This is a genomic window from Sphingobacteriales bacterium, assembly GCA_016700115.1.
Taxonomy (GTDB): Bacteria; Bacteroidota; Bacteroidia; order Chitinophagales; family UBA2359; genus UBA2359.
In genome coordinates this window covers 808632-828679 of sequence record CP064999.1, presented here as the reverse complement: position 1 = coordinate 828679, position 20048 = coordinate 808632, and the positions used below count along the sequence as shown (strand labels likewise).

Genomic DNA, 20048 nt, shown 5'->3' with positions numbered 1-20048 from the left:
GTCCGTCAGGCACCCAGTTGGTATATACGATATTACCGAGTGGAACACCGCCCTACACAATTGAGGTAGAATATACCGTAACAGGCGGCAGTGCGACAGTGCCTTGTGCAACAACGACAACTGTTGCAACCATCGTCATCACCGGAGCAACGGAAACAGGCTATGACCTGCCGGATGCATGGTGTGCAGAAGGCGACTTTGACTTGTCGGCATACACAGCAGTAGGCGGTGGTGAATGGACTTTGATAACCGTAGGAGCCGGAACAATAGCAGGCAGTATCTATACCCCTGCAGCCGACTTCACAGGTTTGGTACAGATAGATTACCAACCTGCGGCAGGTGGCTGCGGTAGCCCGAGTACTGAATTTATGTGGGTATATGCACCTGTGGATGCAACCTTAGATCCAAGTCCGGGAGTTGAGTTCTGTTTAGGCAGTGCAGACTTACCGTTTGATTTGAATAATTACACGAACGCAGGAGCAACACCGGGCGGCACCTGGACATCAAGCGGACCGGATGCTACCGCAGTAAGCGGCACGACCTTTAACCCGAGTTTACCCGGTGTATATGTATTGACTTACAGTGTGAGCAACGGCGTATGCAGCGACAGCGAAAGCATCGTGGTAACGGTTTACCCGGCGTTGGATTCTACGATCGAAGACATCACGGTCTGTGAAAGTCCGAGCGGCACGATCAACCTGAGTGCAATGATGACCCCATCCACGACAGGAGGCGGAACGTTTAGCATAGGAACACTAACGGGAGTAGCGAGTGCGACCTTAAGTCCGTCGGGCGCCCAGTTGGTATATACGATATTACCGAGTGGAACACCGCCCTACACAATTGAGGTAGAATATACAGTAACAGGCGGCAGTGCGACAGTGCCTTGTGCAACAACAACAACAGTAGCAACGATTGTCATCACCGGAGCAACGGAAACAGGCTATGACCTGCCGGATGCATGGTGTGCCGAAGGCGACTTTGACTTGTCGGCATACACAGCAGTAGGCGGTGGTGAATGGACACTGATAACCGTAGGAGCCGGAACAATAGCAGGCAGTATCTATACCCCTGCAGCCGACTTCACAGGTTTGGTACAGATAGATTACCAACCTGCGGCAGGTGGCTGCGGTAGCCCGAGTACTGAATTTATGTGGGTATATGCACCTGTGGATGCAACCTTAGATTCCAGTCCGGGAGTTGAGTTCTGTTTAGGCAGTGCAGACTTACCGTTTGATTTGAATAATTACACGAACGCAGGAGCAACACCGGGCGGCACCTGGACCTCAAGCGGACCGGATGCAACCGCAGTAAGCGGCACGACCTTTAACCCGAGTTTACCCGGTGTATATGTATTGACTTACAGTGTGAGCAACGGCGTATGCAGCGACAGTGAAAGCATCGTGGTAACGGTTTACCCGGCGTTGGATTCTACGATTGAAGACATCACGGTCTGTGAAAGTCCGAGCGGCACGATCAACCTGAGTGCAATGATGACCCCATCCACGACAGGAGGCGGAACGTTTAGCATAGGAACACTAACGGGAGTAGCGAGTGCGACTTTAAGTCCGTCAGGCACCCAGTTGGTATATACGATATTACCGAGTGGAACACCGCCCTACACAATTGAGGTAGAATATACGGTAACAGGCGGCAGTGCGACAGTGCCTTGTGCAACAACGACAACTGTTGCAACCATCGTCATCACCGGAGCAACGGAAACAGGCTATGACCTGCCGGATGCATGGTGTGCCGAAGGCGACTTTGACTTGTCGGCCTACACAGCAGTAGGCGGTGGTGAATGGACTTTGATAACCGTAGGAGCCGGAACAATAGCAGGCAGTATCTATACCCCTGCAGCCGACTTCACAGGTTTGGTACAGATAGATTACCAACCTGCGGCGAGGTGGCTGCTGCAGCCCGAGTACTGAATTTATGGCAGTTTACGCACCTGTGGATGCAACTTTGGTAGCCACCCCGGATGAGTTCTGTTTGGGCAGTGGAGATTTACCCTTTGATTTAACGACCTATTATACCGCCGGCACGACGACAGGCGGCACCTGGACCTCAAGCGGACCGGATGCTAATGCAGTAAGCGGTACGACCTTTAACCCGAGTTTACCCGGTGTATATGTATTGACTTACAGTGTGAGCAATGGCGTATGCAGCGACAGCGAGAGCATCGTGGTAACGGTTTACCCGGCGTTGGATCCTACGATCGAAGACATCACAGTCTGTGAAAGTCCGAGCGCACGATCAACTTGACTGCGATGATGACCCCATCAACGACAACAGGCGGAACGTTTAGCATAGGAACACTAACGGGAGTAGCGAGTGCGACCTTAAGCCCGTCAGGCACCCAGTTGGTATATACGATATTACCGAGTGGAACACCGCCCTACACAATTGAGGTAGAATATACCGTAACAGGCGGCAGTGCGACAGTGCCTTGTGCAACAACGACAACTGTTGCAACCATCGTCATCACCGGAGCAACGGAAACAGGCTATGACCTGCCGGATGCATGGTGTGCCGAAGGCGACTTTGACTTGTCGGCCTACACAGCAGTAGGCGGTGGTGAATGGACTTTGATAACCGTAGGAGCCGGAACAATAGCAGGCAGTATCTATACCCCTGCAGCCGACTTCACAGGTTTGGTACAGATAGATTACCAACCTGCAGCAGGTGGCTGCGGCAGCCCGAGTACTGAATTTATGGCAGTTTACGCACCTGTGGATGCAACTTTGGTAGCCACCCCGGATGAGTTCTGTTTGGGCAGTGGAGATTTACCCTTTGATTTAACGACCTATTATACCGCCGGCACGACGACAGGCGGCACCTGGACCTCAAGCGGACCGGATGCTAATGCAGTAAGCGGTACGACCTTTAACCCGAGTTTACCCGGTGTATATGTATTGACTTACAGTGTGAGCAATGGCGTATGCAGCGACAGCGAGAGCATCGTGGTAACGGTTTACCCGGCGTTGGATTCTACGATCGAAGACATCACAGTCTGTGAAAGTCCGAGCGGCACGATCAACTTGACTGCGATGATGACCCCATCAACGACAACAGGCGGAACGTTTAGCATAGGAACACTAACGGGAGTAGCGAGTGCGACCTTAAGCCCGTCAGGCACCCAGTTGGTATATACGATATTACCGAGTGGAACACCGCCCTACACAATTGAGGTAGAATATACGGTAACAGGCGGCAGTGCGACAGTGCCTTGTGCAACAACGACAACAGTAGCAACGATTGTCATCACCGGAGCAACGGAAACAGGCTATGACCTGCCGGATGCATGGTGTGCAGAAGGCGACTTTGACTTGTCGGCATACACAGCAGTAGGCGGTGGTGAATGGACTTTGATAACCGTAGGAGCCGGAACAATAGCAGGCAGTATCTATACCCCTGCAGCCGACTTCACAGGTTTGGTACAGATAGATTACCAACCGGCAGCAGGTGGCTGCGGAAGCCCGAGTACTGAATTTATGTGGGTATATGCACCTGTGGATGCAACCTTAGATCCCAGTCCGGGAGTTGAGTTCTGTTTAGGCAGTGCAGACTTACCGTTTGATTTGACCAACTACCTGAACGCAGGAGCAACACCGGGCGGCACCTGGACATCAAGCGGACCGGATGCGACTGCAGTAAGCGGCACGACCTTTAACCCGAGTTTACCCGGTGTATATGTATTGACTTACAGTGTGAGCAATGGCGTATGCAGCGACAGCGAGAGCATCGTGGTAACGGTTTACCCGGCGTTGGATTCTACGATCGAAGACATCACAGTCTGTGAAAGTCCGAGCGGCACGATCAACTTGACTGCGATGATGACCCCATCAACGACAACAGGCGGAACGTTTAGCATAGGAACACTAACGGGAGTAGCGAGTGCGACCTTAAGCCCGTCAGGCACCCAGTTGGTATATACGATATTACCGAGTGGAACACCGCCCTACACAATTGAGGTAGAATATACCGTAACAGGCGGCAGTGCGACAGTGCCTTGTGCAACAACAACAACAGTAGCAACGATTGTCATCACCGGAGCAACGGAAACAGGCTATGACCTGCCGGATGCATGGTGTGCCGAAGGCGACTTTGACTTGTCGGCATACACAGCAGTAGGCGGTGGTGAATGGACTTTGATAACCGTAGGAGCCGGAACAATAGCAGGCAGTATCTATACCCCTGCAGCCGACTTCACAGGTTTGGTACAGATAGATTACCAACCTGCAGCAGGTGGCTGCGGTAGCCCGAGTACTGAATTTATGGCAGTTTATGCACCTGTGGATGCAACCTTAGATCCTAGTCCGGGAGTTGAGTTCTGTTTAGGCAGTGCAGACTTACCATTTGATTTGACCAACTACCTGAACGCAGGAGCAACACCGGGCGGCATCTGGACTTCAAGCGGACCGGATGCAACCGCAGTAAGCGGCACGACCTTTAACCCGAGTTTACCCGGTGTATATGTATTGACTTACAGTGTGAGCAATGGCGTATGCAGCGACAGCGAAAGCATCGTGGTAACAGTTTACCCGGCATTGGATTCTACCATAGAAGATGTAACAGTTTGTGAAAGTCCGAGCGGCACGATCAACCTGAGTGCAATGATGACCCCATCCACGACAGGAGGCGGAACGTTTAGCATAGGAACACTAACGGGAGTAGCGAGTGCGACCTTAAGCCCGTCAGGCACCCAGTTGGTATATACGATATTACCGAGTGGAACACCGCCCTACACAATTGAGGTAGAATATACCGTAACAGGCGGCAGTGCGACAGTGCCTTGTGCAACAACGACAACAGTAGCCATGATCGTCATCACCGGAGCAACGGAAACAGGCTATGACCTGCCGGATGCATGGTGTGCTGAAGGCGACTTTGACTTGTCGGCCTACACAGCAGTAGGCGGTGGTGAATGGACTTTGATAACCGTAGGAGCCGGAACAATAGCAGGCAGTATCTATACCCCTGCAGCCGACTTCACAGGTTTGGTACAGATAGATTACCAACCGGCAGCAGGTGGCTGCGGTAGCCCGAGTACTGAATTTATGTGGGTATATGCACCTGTGGATGCAACCTTAGATCCTAGTCCGGGAGTTGAGTTCTGTTTAGGCAGTGCAGACTTACCATTTGATTTGAATAATTACACGAACGCAGGAGCAACACCGGGCGGCACCTGGACCTCAAGCGGACCGGATGCGACCGCAGTAAGCGGCACGACCTTTAACCCGAGTTTACCCGGTGTATATGTATTGACTTACAGTGTGAGCAACGGCGTATGCAGCGACAGTGAAAGCATCGTGGTAACGGTTTACCCGGCGTTGGATTCTACGATTGAAGACATCACGGTCTGTGAAAGTCCGAGCGGCACGATCAACCTGAGTGCAATGATGACCCCATCCACGACAGGAGGCGGAACGTTTAGCATAGGAACACTAACGGGAGTAGCGAGTGCGACTTTAAGTCCGTCAGGCACCCAGTTGGTATATACGATATTACCGAGTGGAACACCGCCCTACACAATTGAGGTAGAATATACGGTAACAGGCGGCAGTGCGACAGTGCCTTGTGCAACAACGACAACAGTAGCAACGATTGTCATCACCGGAGCAACGGAAACAGGCTATGACCTGCCGGATGCATGGTGTGCAGAAGGCGACTTTGACTTGTCGGCATACACAGCAGTAGGCGGTGGTGAATGGACACTGATAACCGTAGGAGCCGGAACAATAGCAGGCAGTATCTATACCCCTGCAGCCGACTTCACAGGTTTGGTACAGATAGATTACCAACCGGCAGCAGGTGGCTGCGGAAGCCCGAGTACTGAATTTATGTGGGTATATGCACCTGTGGATGCAACCTTAGATCCCAGTCCGGGAGTTGAGTTCTGTTTAGGCAGCGCGGACTTACCGTTTGATTTGACCAACTACCTGAACGCAGGAGCAACACCGGGCGGCACCTGGACCTCAAGCGGACCGGATGCGACTGCAGTAAGCGGCACGACCTTTAACCCGAGTTTACCCGGTGTATATGTATTGACTTACAGTGTGAGCAACGGCGTATGCAGCGACAGTGAAAGCATCGTGGTAACGGTTTACCCGGCGTTGGATTCTACGATTGAAGACATCACGGTCTGTGAAAGTCCGAGCGGCACGATCAACCTGAGTGCAATGATGACCCCATCCACGACAGGAGGCGGAACGTTTAGCATAGGAACACTAACGGGAGTAGCGAGTGCGACTTTAAGTCCGTCAGGCACCCAGTTGGTATATACGATATTACCGAGTGGAACACCGCCCTACACAATTGAGGTAGAATATACGGTAACAGGCGGCAGTGCGACAGTGCCTTGTGCAACAACGACAACTGTTGCAACCATCGTCATCACCGGAGCAACGGAAACAGGCTATGACCTGCCGGATGCATGGTGTGCAGAAGGCGACTTTGACTTGTCGGCATACACAGCAGTAGGCGGTGGTGAATGGACTTTGATAACCGTAGGAGCCGGAACAATAGCAGGCAGTACTTATACCCCTGCAGCCGACTTCACAGGTTTGGTACAGATAGATTACCAACCGGCAGCAGGTGGCTGCGGAAGTCCGAGTACTGAATTTATGGCAGTTTATGCACCGGTGGATGCAACTTTGGTAGCCACCCCGGATGAGTTCTGTTTGGGCAGTGGAGATTTACCCTTTGATTTAACGACTTATTATACCGCCGGCACGACGACAGGCGGCACCTGGACATCAAGCGGACCGGATGCAACCGCAGTAAGTGGTACGACCTTTAACCCGAGTTTACCCGGTGTATATGTATTGACTTACAGTGTGAGCAACGGCGTATGCAGCGACAGTGAAAGCATCGTGGTAACGGTTTACCCGGCGTTGGATTCTACGATTGAAGACATCACGGTCTGTGAAAGTCCGAGCGGCACGATCAACCTGAGTGCAATGATGACCCCATCCACGACAGGAGGCGGAACGTTTAGCATAGGAACACTAACGGGAGTAGCGAGTGCGACTTTAAGCCCGTCAGGCACCCAGTTGGTATATACGATATTACCGAGTGGAACACCGCCATATACAATTGAGGTAGAATATACGGTAACAGGTGGAAGCGCGACAGCACCCTGTGCGACGACAACAACTGTTGCAACCATTGTCATCACCGGAGCGACGGAAACGGGCTTTGATTTGCCGGATGCATGGTGTGCAGAAGGCGACTTTGATTTGTCGGCCTACACAGCATTGGGTGGTGGTGAATGGACACTCGTAACAGTTGGAGCCGGAACGATAACGGGCAGTATCTATACTCCTGCAGCGGACTTCACGGGCTTGGTACAGATGGATTACCAACCTGCAGCAGGTGGCTGCGGAAGTCCGAGTACTGAATTTATGGCAGTTTATGCACCGGTGGATGCAACTTTGGTAGCCACCCCGGATGAGTTCTGTTTGGGCAGTGGAGATTTACCCTTTGATTTAACGACTTACTATACCGCCGGCACGACGACAGGCGGCACCTGGACATCAAGCGGACCGGATGCAACCGCAGTAAGCGGTACGACCTTTAACCCGAGTTTACCCGGTGTATATGTATTGACTTACAGTGTGAGCAACGGCGTATGCAGCGACAGCGAAAGCATCGTGGTAACGGTTTACCCGGCGTTGGATTCTACGATTGAAGACATCACGGTTTGTGAAAGTCCGAGCGGCACGATTAACTTAGAAGCAATGCTTACTCCAACAACTACAGTTGGCGGCACATTTACGATAGAAAGCAGCACGGGCATAGCCAGTGCAACGTTAAGCCCGTCTGGCACTCAGTTGGTTTACACGATCTTGCCGAGCGGCACCCCGCCGTACACAGTAACTGTAAGATATACGGTAACAGGAAGCAGCGCAACAACACCATGTGCAACTACATTTACTGAAGCAACTATCGTTATTACCGGAGCGACGGAAACGGGCTTTGATTTACCGGATGCCTGGTGTGCAGAAGGCGACTTTGATTTGTCGGCCTACACAGCATTGGGTGGTGGTGAATGGACACTCGTAACAGTTGGAGCCGGAACGATAACGGGCAGTATCTATACTCCTGCAGCCGACTTCACGGGCTTGGTACAGATAGATTACCAACCTGCAGCAGGTGGTTGTGGAAGTCCGAGCACCCAGTTCATGCAAGTATATGCACCTGTAGATGCAACGTTAACCGGCGTACCTGATGATTTGTGTATGTTTACCGATACCCCGTTAGACCTGAGTACCTTATATGGTCCGACGACGACAGTAGGCGGAACCTGGACAATCATTGGTCCTGACGGAGCAAATCCGTTCCCGTTGGGAAGCACAAACTTCGAACCAATTGTAGCCGGATGGTATTCTTTGATTTACACAGTTACAAACGGAGTATGCACGGACAGTGACGGGTTCCAGGTATATGTACATCCGCCACTCAATGCAACCATAGAAGATGTAACAATCTGTGAAAGCCCAAGCGGTACGGTGAACTTGTCATCCATGATGATACCGAACACCATAGCAGGGTTTAACTTAGACGGTACAACTCCGGGTGGTGTATGGGCTTATGAAGCAGTTGGTTCAACAATACCGGCTTCTAATGTAACCATCAGCAATGATGTGTTGACCTTTACGATACCGTCAGGACTTACCCCACCTTATACTATCAATGTTAGCTATACTTTAAACGGTTTACCCGGTGCCCCCGCACCGTGTGATACAGATAGCGATCAGGCATTGATTACTATCACCGGAGCGACAGAAACAGGCTTTGACCTACCATCAACCTGGTGTGAAGATAGTGGTGACATTGATTTGTCTAACTACACGGCAGTTGGCGGCGGAACCTGGTACTTAATGAGTGAGAACGGTGTACCGAGTGTACCTGCAACCGGCGTAGTGATACCCGGCGGTGTGGTAACCGTAGGCACATTGGCTTATGCAGGTGGTGCTTCGACCTTAGAAATACGATACCAACCCGGTGAAGGCGGTTGCGGTGTTCCGATGACCGAGTTTATTACCGTATCAGAAGGAGTTGATGCAACTTTGACAGGTGTGCCCTCCGATTTGTGTATGCTTACCGATACGCCATTTGAATTGAGCAACTTATACGGACCTGGAACGACTGTTGGTGGTACATGGACCATCATTGGTCCTGACGGAGCAAATCCATTCCCGTTGGGAAGCACAGGCTTTGCGCCTGTTGTAGCCGGATGGTACTCATTGATTTACACAGTTACAAACGGAGTATGTTCTGACAGCGATGGATTCCAGGTTTATGTACATCCACCGCTAAATGCAACCATAGAAGATGTAACAATCTGTGAAAGCCCAAGCGGTATGGTGAACTTGTCATCCATGATGATACCGAACACCATAGCAGGCTTTAACTTAGACGGAACAACTCCGGGTGGTGTATGGGCTTATGAAGCAGTAGGTTCAACAATACCGGCTTCTAATGTAACCATCAGCAATGATGTGTTGACCTTTACGATACCGTCAGGACTTACCCCACCTTATACTATCAATGTAAGCTATACCTTAAACGGATTTTTTGGAGCGCCGGCGCCATGTGATACAGATAGCGATCAGGCATTGATTACTATCACCGGAGCGACAGAAACAGGCTTTGACCTTCCATCAACCTGGTGTGAAGATAGTGGTGACATTGATTTGTCTAACTACACGGCAGTTGGCGGCGGAACCTGGTACTTAATGAGTGAGAACGGTGTACCGAGTGTACCTGCAACCGGCGTAGTGATACCCGGCGGTGTGGTAACCGTAGGCACATTGGCTTATGCAGGTGGTGCTTCGACCTTAGAAATACGATACCAACCTGGTGAAGGCGGTTGCGGTGTTCCGATGACCGAGTTTATTACCGTATCAGAAGGAGTTGATGCAACTTTGACAGGTGTGCCCTCCGATTTGTGTATGCTTACCGATACGCCATTTGAATTGAGCAACTTATACGGACCTGGAACGACTGTTGGTGGTACATGGACCATCATTGGTCCTGACGGTGCAAATCCATTCCCGTTGGGAAGCACAGACTTTGCTCCTGTTGTAGCCGGGTGGTATTCTTTGATTTACACAGTTACAAATGGAGTATGTACAGACAGCGATGGATTCCAGGTATATGTACATCCACCGCTCAATGCAACCATAGAAGATGTAACAATCTGTGAAAGCCCGAGCGGTATGGTGAACTTGTCATCCATGATGATCCCCAACACGATTGCAGGCTTTAACTTAGATGGTACGACCCCCGGTGGATTATGGGCTTATGAGGCAGTAGGATCAACCATACCAGCCGCCAACGTCAGCATCAGCAATGATGTGTTGTTCTATACCATACCTCCAGGGCTTACACCACCTTATACGATCAATGTTAGCTATTCTCTGACCGGTTTTACTGGAGCTCCTGCACCATGTGATACAGACACCGATCAGGCATTGATTACTATCACCGGAGCGACGGAAACAGGCTTCGATTTGCCGGATGCATGGTGTGCAGAAGATAACTTTAACCTGGCTGCATACACTGCATTAGGCGGAGGTGAATGGACATTGGTAACAGTTGGTGCCGGCACAATAGCAGGCAATATCTATACCCCTGCAGCCGACTTCACAGGTTTGGTACAGATAGATTACCAACCTGCAGCAGGCGGTTGCGGCAGCCCGAGTACTGAATTTATGGCAGTTTATGCACCTGTGGATGCAACTTTAGATCCAAGTCCGGGAGTTGAGTTCTGTTTAGGCAGTGCAGACTTACCGTTTGATTTGACCAACTACCTGAACGCTGGAGCAACACCGGGCGGCACCTGGACTTCAAGCGGACCGGATGCGACCGCAGTAAGCGGCACGACCTTTAACCCGAGTTTACCCGGTGTATATGTATTGACTTACAGTGTGAGCAACGGCGTATGCAGCGACAGCGAAAGCATCGTGGTAACGGTTTACCCGGCGTTGGATTCTACGATTGAAGACATTACAGTCTGTGAAAGTCCGAGCGGCACGATTAACTTAGAATCAATGCTTACTCCGACAACTACATCCGGCGGAACATTTGCAATTCAAAGCAGCACAGGAGTAGCAAGCGCTACTTTAAGTCCGTCAGGTACCCAGTTGGTATATACCATCTTGCCGAGCGGCACGCCTCCGTACACCATTACGATGGAATATACGGTAACAGGCGGCAGTGCGACAGTACCTTGTGCCACGACAACGACAGTAGCGACAATCGTCATCACCGGAGCGACGGAAACGGGCTTCGATTTGCCGGATGCATGGTGTGCAGAAGATAACTTTAACCTGGCTGCATACACTGCATTAGGTGGAGGTGAATGGACGCTGGTAACAGTTGGTGCCGGTTCTATAGTAGGCAATATCTATACCCCTGCAGCTGACTTCACAGGTTTGGTACAGATAGATTACCAACCGGCAGCAGGCGGTTGCGGTAGCCCGAGTACTGAATTTATGGCTGTTTACGCACCGGTGGATGCTACTTTGGTCGCCACCCCGGATGAATTCTGTTTGGGCAGTGCGGACTTACCATTTGATCTGACGACCTATTATACAGCCGGCACAACGACTGGTGGAACGTGGAGTTCAAGCGGACCGGATGCAAATGCAATTAGCGGAAATACATTCAATCCGAGTTTACCCGGTGTATATGTATTGACCTATAGTGTGAGCAATGGTGTATGCAGCGACAGCGAAAGCGTTGTGGTAACGGTTTACCCGGCGTTGGATTCTACGATAGAAGACATCACGGTCTGTGAAAGTCCAAGCGGCACAATCAACTTAGAAGCAATGCTTACTCCGACAACCACTGCCGGAGGTACATTTGCGATCCAAAGCAGCACGGGCATTGCGAGTGCTACATTAAGTCCGTCAGGCACCCAATTGGTATATACCATCCTGCCGAGCGGTACCCCGCCATATACCATTACCATGGAATATACAGTGACGGGCGGTAGTGCAACTTCGCCTTGTGCCACGACAACAACGGTAGCAACAATCGTCATCACCGGAGCGACAGAAACGGGCTTTGATTTGCCGGATGCATGGTGTGCTGAAGGTGACTTTGACTTGTTGGCTTACACTGCATTGGGTGGAGGCGAATGGACACTGGTAACCGTTGGTGCTGGAACGATAACCGGCAGTACTTATACCCCCGCAGCGAATTTCACAGGTTTGGTACAGATAGATTATCAACCTGCTGCCGGTGGCTGTGGTAGTCCTATGAGTGAATTTATGTGGGTATATGAGCAGGTAGATGCTACTTTGGATCCAAGTCCGGGCGTTGAGTTCTGTTTAGGTAGTGGCGACTTGCCATTTGATTTGACCAACTACCTGAACGCAGGAACAACACCGGGTGGAACCTGGACATCTAGCGGACCAGATGCCACTGCAGTCAGCGGAGCTTCATTTAACCCGTCTTTACCCGGAACCTATGTCTTAACATATAGTGTGAGCAACGGCGTATGCAGCGACAGCGAAAGCATCGTAGTAACTGTTTACCCGGCAATTGATGTAACCATCAATCCTATCACAGTTTGTGAAAGCCCGAGCGGCACTATTAACTTAGTGGCTATGTTCGGTTCTACAACAACTCCAGGTGGCACATGGACTGTTATTGCCGGCGGTACAACAGCAACGGTGGTAAGTATCAACAACGGAATATTGACTTATACGATACCATCAGCAGGCACTCCTCCATATACCATTCAGTTGACTTATACAGTTGAGGGAGCTTCAGGAATGCCGGCACCTTGTGCAACAGCAACAAGCGCTCCGACTACCATTACCATTACGGGAGCAACCGAAACAGGATTTGACTTGCCGGATGAATGGTGTGCTAATGATGGCAACATCAACTTAGCTAACTATACCGCTACTGGTGGTGGAACCTGGTATGTTATCAGCGAAAATGGTATTCCAAGCGTACCATCTACAGGTGTTATTATACCGGGTGGGGTTTTGGATGTAAACACATTAGCATATACAAATCCGCCATCAGGTTCTGGTACACCGGGTCTGTCTATTTTGGAAATATTCTATCAACCGGCTCCTGATGGTTGTGGAGTACCCAAAACGGAAGTGATAACAATTCATGAAGCTGTTGATGCTACCTTAGATCCGGTTGCAACCAATCAGAATTCAGATTTCTGTATGGGTTCATCTGATTTACCATTTGACCTGACTATTTTATACAATGCCACTACCACAACAGGCGGTGTCTGGACATCATTAGGTCCTGATGTTACTGCAGTGAATGGTACAGTATTTAATCCGTCATTACCCGGTACATATATTTTGACCTATACAGTAACAAACGGCACTTGTTGGGACACTGATGGATATACTGTTATCGTTTATCCTGAACTTGACGCTACAATTGAAGACTTAACCCTTTGTGAATCACCAAGTGGAACAGTTGACTTGACAGCGTTATTGACACCGACAACCACTCCGGGTGGAACATGGTCAATTCTGAGCGAATCCGGAATGGAAACTATCAGTTTCAGTCCATCCGGCAACTTGTTGATATATACTATAACCCCGGGTTCTACACCGCCTTATACCATCAACATTCGCTACACATTAACCAGTAGCAGTACTACTGTTCCTTGTGCGACAACGTTTGATGATGCGGTTATCACAATTACAGGAGCGACCGAAACAGGTTTCGACTTGCCGGATGTATGGTGTGCTGCTGATGGCGAAATAGATCTGAATACTTATACCATAAATGGTGGTGGTGTTTGGACAGTGGTCAGTGTAAATGGTATTACCAGTACACCGCTACCGTACTCAGTTTCAGGGCCTGGTGCTGTGTTGAATATTCCGGTGATTGGCGCAATTGCCGGTTGGGGATTAGATCCATTTGCAAACTTTGCAGTGGTAAATGTTCACTATCAACCCGCAGCAGGTGGATGTGGTATTCCAATTACAGAAGTCATTACCATCTATGAAGATGTTGACCCAAGTTGGACTCCAGAACCAATTTGCGAAGCCGACTTGCCGTTTGACTTGAATACTTTAATAACCGGAACACCGGGTGGAACATGGAGCGGTACCGGGGTAACTCCGGGCGGCATATTTAATCCGTTAATCCCGGGTCTTTACTCAATAACCTATACCGTAGGCTTCCATCCTTGTGAAGAGTCTGAAACACACGATATCATTGTATATCCAGAATTGGTAAATGTTATCGAAGATATTACAGTATGTGAGTCTCCTTCAGGTACCATCAACTTGATGGCAATGCTTGGACCGGATACTCCCGATGATGGAACCTGGACAGTGGTCAGTACTACATTGAGCATCCCACCGGTTATTAACAACAATGTGTTGACTTACTTCATCACATTTGCAGATGTTGAACCTTACACCATCTTGATACAATATTCATTGGATCTTGATGTGCCTTTCCCGATTGGTACGCCTTGTAATCCTGCCGATGCTTTTGCTACCATTACTATAGATGGAGTTAGTGAAACAGGATTTGACTTACCGGATGTATGGTGTGCTGTAGATGGCCCCATAGATTTGACCGATTATACTGCAGTCGGTGGTGGCTCTTATGCTTTAGTTACCGATCCTGAAGTTTCGATTGGAACAACCTATACCCCAATACCCGGAGTAAGCTACTTAGTTGGTATTACCTATACCCCCATCCCCGGTGGTTGCGGAATGCCTATCACTGAATGGGTTGAAATCTTAGCAGACCTTGATCCTTATTGGGATAACCCGATTGTATTGTGTCAGGACCAATTGCCCTACCAACTTGAAGCCCTTAACCCGGGTGGTGTTTGGTCAGGACCCGGTATCACTCCGGATGGTTTGTTTGGTCAGGATCCTCAATATTATGTAGTTGAATTCTCAACCGGCTCTATCATTGCTAATGATCCGTTGAACGTAAACCATATATACTCTTATACTGAGGATGGAATGTTGATCAGTACTATTGATCCCGGTACTCCGAGCAATTACTTCCAGTTCATTCCAAACGGTGCACAAACTGATGTTGAGTTATCAACAAATGGTGGAAACACAGTAGGTACTGCAGGAGTAGAATTTGTTTATAATGGTGGTGCTTTGTTCGACATGGTCAGCGTAGTATTAACAGCGGGAACAGCAGGAACCAATGGAACTAACGGCGGCTCTGTCTTTGAGGCATACGATGCAGGCAACGTACTTGTAGGTACGGTAACGGTGCCCAACGGTGGTGCGGTGTTGGTTAACTTCCCGCCATCTTTCGAGGATATTACAAGAGTAGTATGGAGACTTCAAGCCGGAGATCCACGTACACGAATTGAAGAAATTACTTTCTTGGATAAGAGTGCTCCTGTACCTCCCGGTAACTATCAGATCACATACACCATCGGTGAAGTGCCTTGTGAACAGTCATTAACTCAAATTATTGAGGTAGTGCCTATCAGAAGTACGGAAATTGATGACATTGAAGTTTGTCAGTCGCCCTCCGGAACCATCAACCTGAGCGCAATGCTAACTCCAACAACTACACCGGGTGGAACTTGGTTTGTCAGTTCACACAATTTAGCTATTGCACCGACTATCACAAATGATGTCTTGAACTATCAAATATCATTTGTTGATGTGCCTCCTTATGAAATAACCATAGAGTATAGTTTACCAACAATAGGTGGAGTATTTAACCCGGGTCCTTGTAACCCATTACCAAGTTTAGCGGTAATCACCATCACCAACACAACGGAAACAGGATTTGATTTGCCGGATACTTGGTGCGTTACAGATGGCCCAATTGACCTGACAAGTTACACCACAATTGGCGGAGGAACTTATTCTTTAGTTACAAGTCCCGAAATTCCGTTGGCAGGTAACATATTTATCCCGCAAAACGGACAAGGTTTGGTAGGTATTACTTATACTCCAATTCCTAACGGATGCGGAACTCCAAGTACTGAGTTCATTCAGATTATTGACCTGCTTGATGTGACCATTCTCGATCCGGGTGATCCATTCTGCCCGAATGGTCCTGTTGTAGATTTGGAGGCATCTGTTACCACTTCCATACCTTATCCTGTGGGAACTGTGATGACTTACATTCCTAATACTACGATTACTATACCTGCCGGTACAACGGTACTCTATAGTGTAGGCTCTCAGGTCTTGTATGTCAATGCAAGTGTCTTTACGGAAGGTGCGTTACAAGCTGTTGCAGCAGGCACCATCAGAAGTCACGGACCCGGCACACCGGTATCCTATCCTAATGCAACGATGGTTACATTGTTGAATGGTTCGACCATCACCTATACCGGTGTAACAGTTGTAAACTCTCCGGCAACAGGTTTCTGGTATGGAGTTGGTATCACCAATTCATTGATTGGATTGTTTAATCCGGCAGTGGCAGGTGAAGGTACTCATACGATTACCTATATTATCAACCAATTTGGTTGCGTTGCTCAGGATACCATCGAAATCATTGTTGCAGATGTTGTAGATCCTGTTTTCACTTCCTGCCCGGTTGTTAATCCGGTAAATACGACTTCTTGCTCGGGATTTGTAGCAGTACCCAATCCTACTGTTGCTGACAACTGTAATGGTATTGATCATGTGGACTTTGTTGCGGTACATACAGCAGGCGTATTCCCGGGTGGTGTACCGCCGGGAGTCGGTACCACTATCAATTCAGGTGTATTATTCCCTATCGGATTTGGCGCTAACCCGCTCTTGCTATTCCCCAATAGTGCTGCCAGTGGGGTCTATCCGGTCGGAACAACAACGATAACCTGGACTGTTTATGACCTGGCAGGCAATTCAGCAACCTGTTCTACCAATGTTATCGTCATTGATAATCAAATACCAGGCATCTTCTGCCCATCTAACGTAGTTACCAATACGGCACCTAACCTTTGCGAAGCAACCATTACCACACCGCCGCCGTTTACCAGCGACAATTGTGGTGTGTTCAGCATTAGTTTCACGGCCTTCCATATTACCAATACAGGTGGCGATCCGATTAACCCGCCGGTAGCTATTGATCCAAACGGCGCTGCTCCTAACGGAGGTGCACCGGGTACAGTAAATGCCAGTGGTACTTATCCTGGAGGTGTTTCATTGGTAACCTGGACGGTAACCGATGCCAGTGGTAATACTAATTCCTGCAGTATAACCGTAACAGTGAATGATAATCAAGCGCCGATATTCGTATTCTGCCCGCCAAACATTACGATTAACACCGCAGTAGGTCCTCCGGGTCAGTTATTCTGCTCTGCAATTGCAACCTGGGATACGCCAATTGTTAGTGATAATTGTAGTGCAAGTGTGGATCAGGCAATCATTGATGCTTATCAGCAAGCTTTGGCAGATTGGCAAATTGCTCAGGACGCATTATTCACTGCATCGAATACGCTTCAAGCTGCAATTGCAGTGTTGAATGCTGCACAGGTGAACTTCGCAGCCAACCCGACCAACCCAATTCTGGCGGCTGCAGTAGCTCTTGCCCAAGCAGATGTCAACTCAGCGCAGGCTGCATTTAATCTTGTGTTTACGTTATATACAAATGCATATAACGCACTGTTAGCTGCTCAGGCAGCATTAACAGCCGCACAAAATGCCGCAGATCTGACACTGACCAGCAACTATCAGCCTGGAACAGAATTCCCTGAAGGCGTTACAACTGTAATCTATACGGTAACAGATGCAGCCGGAAATACTGCCACTTGCAGCTTTACGGTTACTGTGGTGGATAATGAGTTACCAACTCTTGTTTGCCCGGCCAACGTAACTGCAACCAGTATCTTTGGACAATGCTATGGTTATGCAGCTGTTGGATTACCCACCAACTTGTCCGATAACTGCGGAATAACCCAAGACCCGATGAATAGTTGGAACTGGGGTCATAATGCAAGCGATATTTATCCTGTAGGTGTAACTACTGTTGTTTGGTCAATTGTGGATATCAACGGAAACACCGGCACATGCAGCATGACAGTAACAATTGTAGATGTTGAAGCTCCAACAATTGTATTCTGTCCGGAAGATACTACGCTACCGTTCCCGTATAATCAATACTATGATTATTATACTGTTACTGCACCAGGTTTATGCAGCGCTGATATCACTATAGCTCCGTTGGTAACTACCGATAACTGCGGAATAGCAACTGTTGTCAATAACTTTAACGGAACCGCAAACGCTTCGGGTACTTATCCGCAAGGAACAACGGTTGTAATATGGACGGTTACGGATGTAAACGGAAATACTTCTACCTGCCAGACAATTGTTCATGTAGCGGATAATCAACCGCCAAGCATTACTTGTCCGCCGCCGTTAGAGGTATGTACTTCTGATTGTACCAACAATGCAACCGGTGAGTTTATAAACTTACCATTGCCAACGTTCTCAGATAATTGTAGTATATCTGTTATTGCCAACAGCTTTACCAATATAGCAGGCGTAACAGCATTATTCCCGTCAGGCTTCCTTTATAGTGGTGATGGCACCTATCCAATAGGTACAACCAACGTAGTTTGGACCATTGTGGATGTAAGCGGAAATGCTAATAGTTGTACGTTCTCTGTTACGGTGAACAAATGTTGTCAGGCAGATGCAGGAACACTTACAGTTTCGGGTGCTGCATGTCCGTTTGATCCGGTTGTTGCTTCAGCTACAGGCTTCCCAACTTCATCCACTGTATGTTCGGCAGTACCCGATCCTTATACTTATGCTTACATAGTAACTGATGTTAATGGTGTAATAGTTGATATGAATACCACCGGCAACTTTACAGCACTTGGCGCAGGTTTAGCAGCCGGAAATTACATCATGTACGGTTATAGTGAAGGAGGAGTTAATCCACCTGTACCGACACCGTCAGTAGGCATGAATATCAGTGATATCGGTTCTACCAGTATTGGATGTTTCGATCTGACCAATGGAATTCCGTTTGCCATACCTTCTGCGTTCCCGACCGAACCGCTTGTAACCAGTATGTATCAAGGCAATGGTATTGTACCTACCTTCTATAATGTGGTAATGTTGGAAGTTTACGGCGGTACTCAACCCTACAACTACAACTGGACTGGCTTGAGCGGTTACGTACAATGGGCAGTTAATCAGAACGCCAACAATACCGGAGTTATCATCACTGTGGTTTACGCAGACAATGCTACCTGGGATTTAGTGGTAACTGATGCCAATGGCTGTTCCGACACCTCATTAGAGTTTGACAATATTCCGGATACAGTTAACCCATCTGCATTGCTTGACATCTATGACTACACTGTGGCTTCGAGTGCAAGCAATATAGCCAATGGCTCTGTTACGGTATATGTAGAAGGCGGCACACCTTGTGGTACCGGTCTGAACCAATACCAATACGAATGGTCTGGTCCTACTAACTGGACTAACCCGTTTGGCGGTCCTGTCAGTGGCGGTCCGAGTTTCAACTTAACCAACTTGCCTTCAGGATGGTATGTGGTAACAGTTACCGATTGTGATGGACAGGAAACCATTGGATGGTATTGGGTGCCCAAACAAATCAGAGGTAGAGGTAAATTGGCTGACGGTCAGTCCATAATGGCTTATCCGAATCCATTTGATCATCAAACCACTATCGAATTCTCCGTTAATGCAACCGGTAACGCTAAGTTGACAGTGTTTGCACTTGATGGAAAAGAAGTGGGTACCTTGTTCAAAGGCGAAGCAACCAACGATGAAGTGTACAGCGTTCAATTTAATGCCGAACACTTGCCCGCCGGTATGTATATTGTAGAGTTAAGTGCTGCAGATGGCAGCAAAGAACGCTACAAACTTATACTTGGCACCAAGTAACCGGTTTTTTAATAAGTAAAGAAAAAGGGCGGCACAAGAAATTGTGTCGCCCTTTTTGGTTTTGAGCCCTTTTCATACTAAGTCTTCATGACTAAACATCGTAAAAATGATGAGTTTCTGTTTCATAATCCCGAATGACTGATATATAGGTGGCTATGAAATGCAACTCACCATCATCATTCCGAAGGAATGTAA

At 48.7% G+C, this 20048-nt stretch carries 3 protein-coding genes; all 3 read left to right on the top strand.

Annotated elements, in window-relative coordinates:
- The first annotated feature begins 17 nt into the window (after positions 1-17).
- Genes IPM47_02795 through IPM47_02785 form a run of 3 tightly spaced genes read left to right on the top strand, consistent with a single transcriptional unit; the run spans position 18 to position 19853 of the window.
- Positions 18-1931 (top strand): hypothetical protein, encoded by a 1914-nt coding sequence (locus IPM47_02795; protein ID QQS29899.1) that lies wholly within the window; start codon positions 18-20, stop codon positions 1929-1931.
- Positions 1932-1935: 4 nt separating this feature from the next.
- Positions 1936-2265: a hypothetical protein gene (locus IPM47_02790; protein ID QQS29898.1), complete on the top strand. Its 330-nt coding sequence runs from the start codon at positions 1936-1938 to the stop codon at positions 2263-2265.
- 5 nt (positions 2266-2270) lie between these two features.
- On the top strand, positions 2271-19853 hold the full coding sequence (locus IPM47_02785; GenBank protein QQS29897.1) for an HYR domain-containing protein: 17583 nt from the start codon (positions 2271-2273) through the stop codon (positions 19851-19853).
- Positions 19854-20048: the final 195 nt, after the last annotated feature.

Coding starts and splice junctions, on each gene's coding strand:
- IPM47_02790 (QQS29898.1), top strand. CDS start 1,936: ATGGCAGTTTACGCACCTGTGGATGCAACTTTGGTAGCCACCCCGGAT.
- IPM47_02785 (QQS29897.1), top strand. CDS start 2,271: ATGATGACCCCATCAACGACAACAGGCGGAACGTTTAGCATAGGAACA.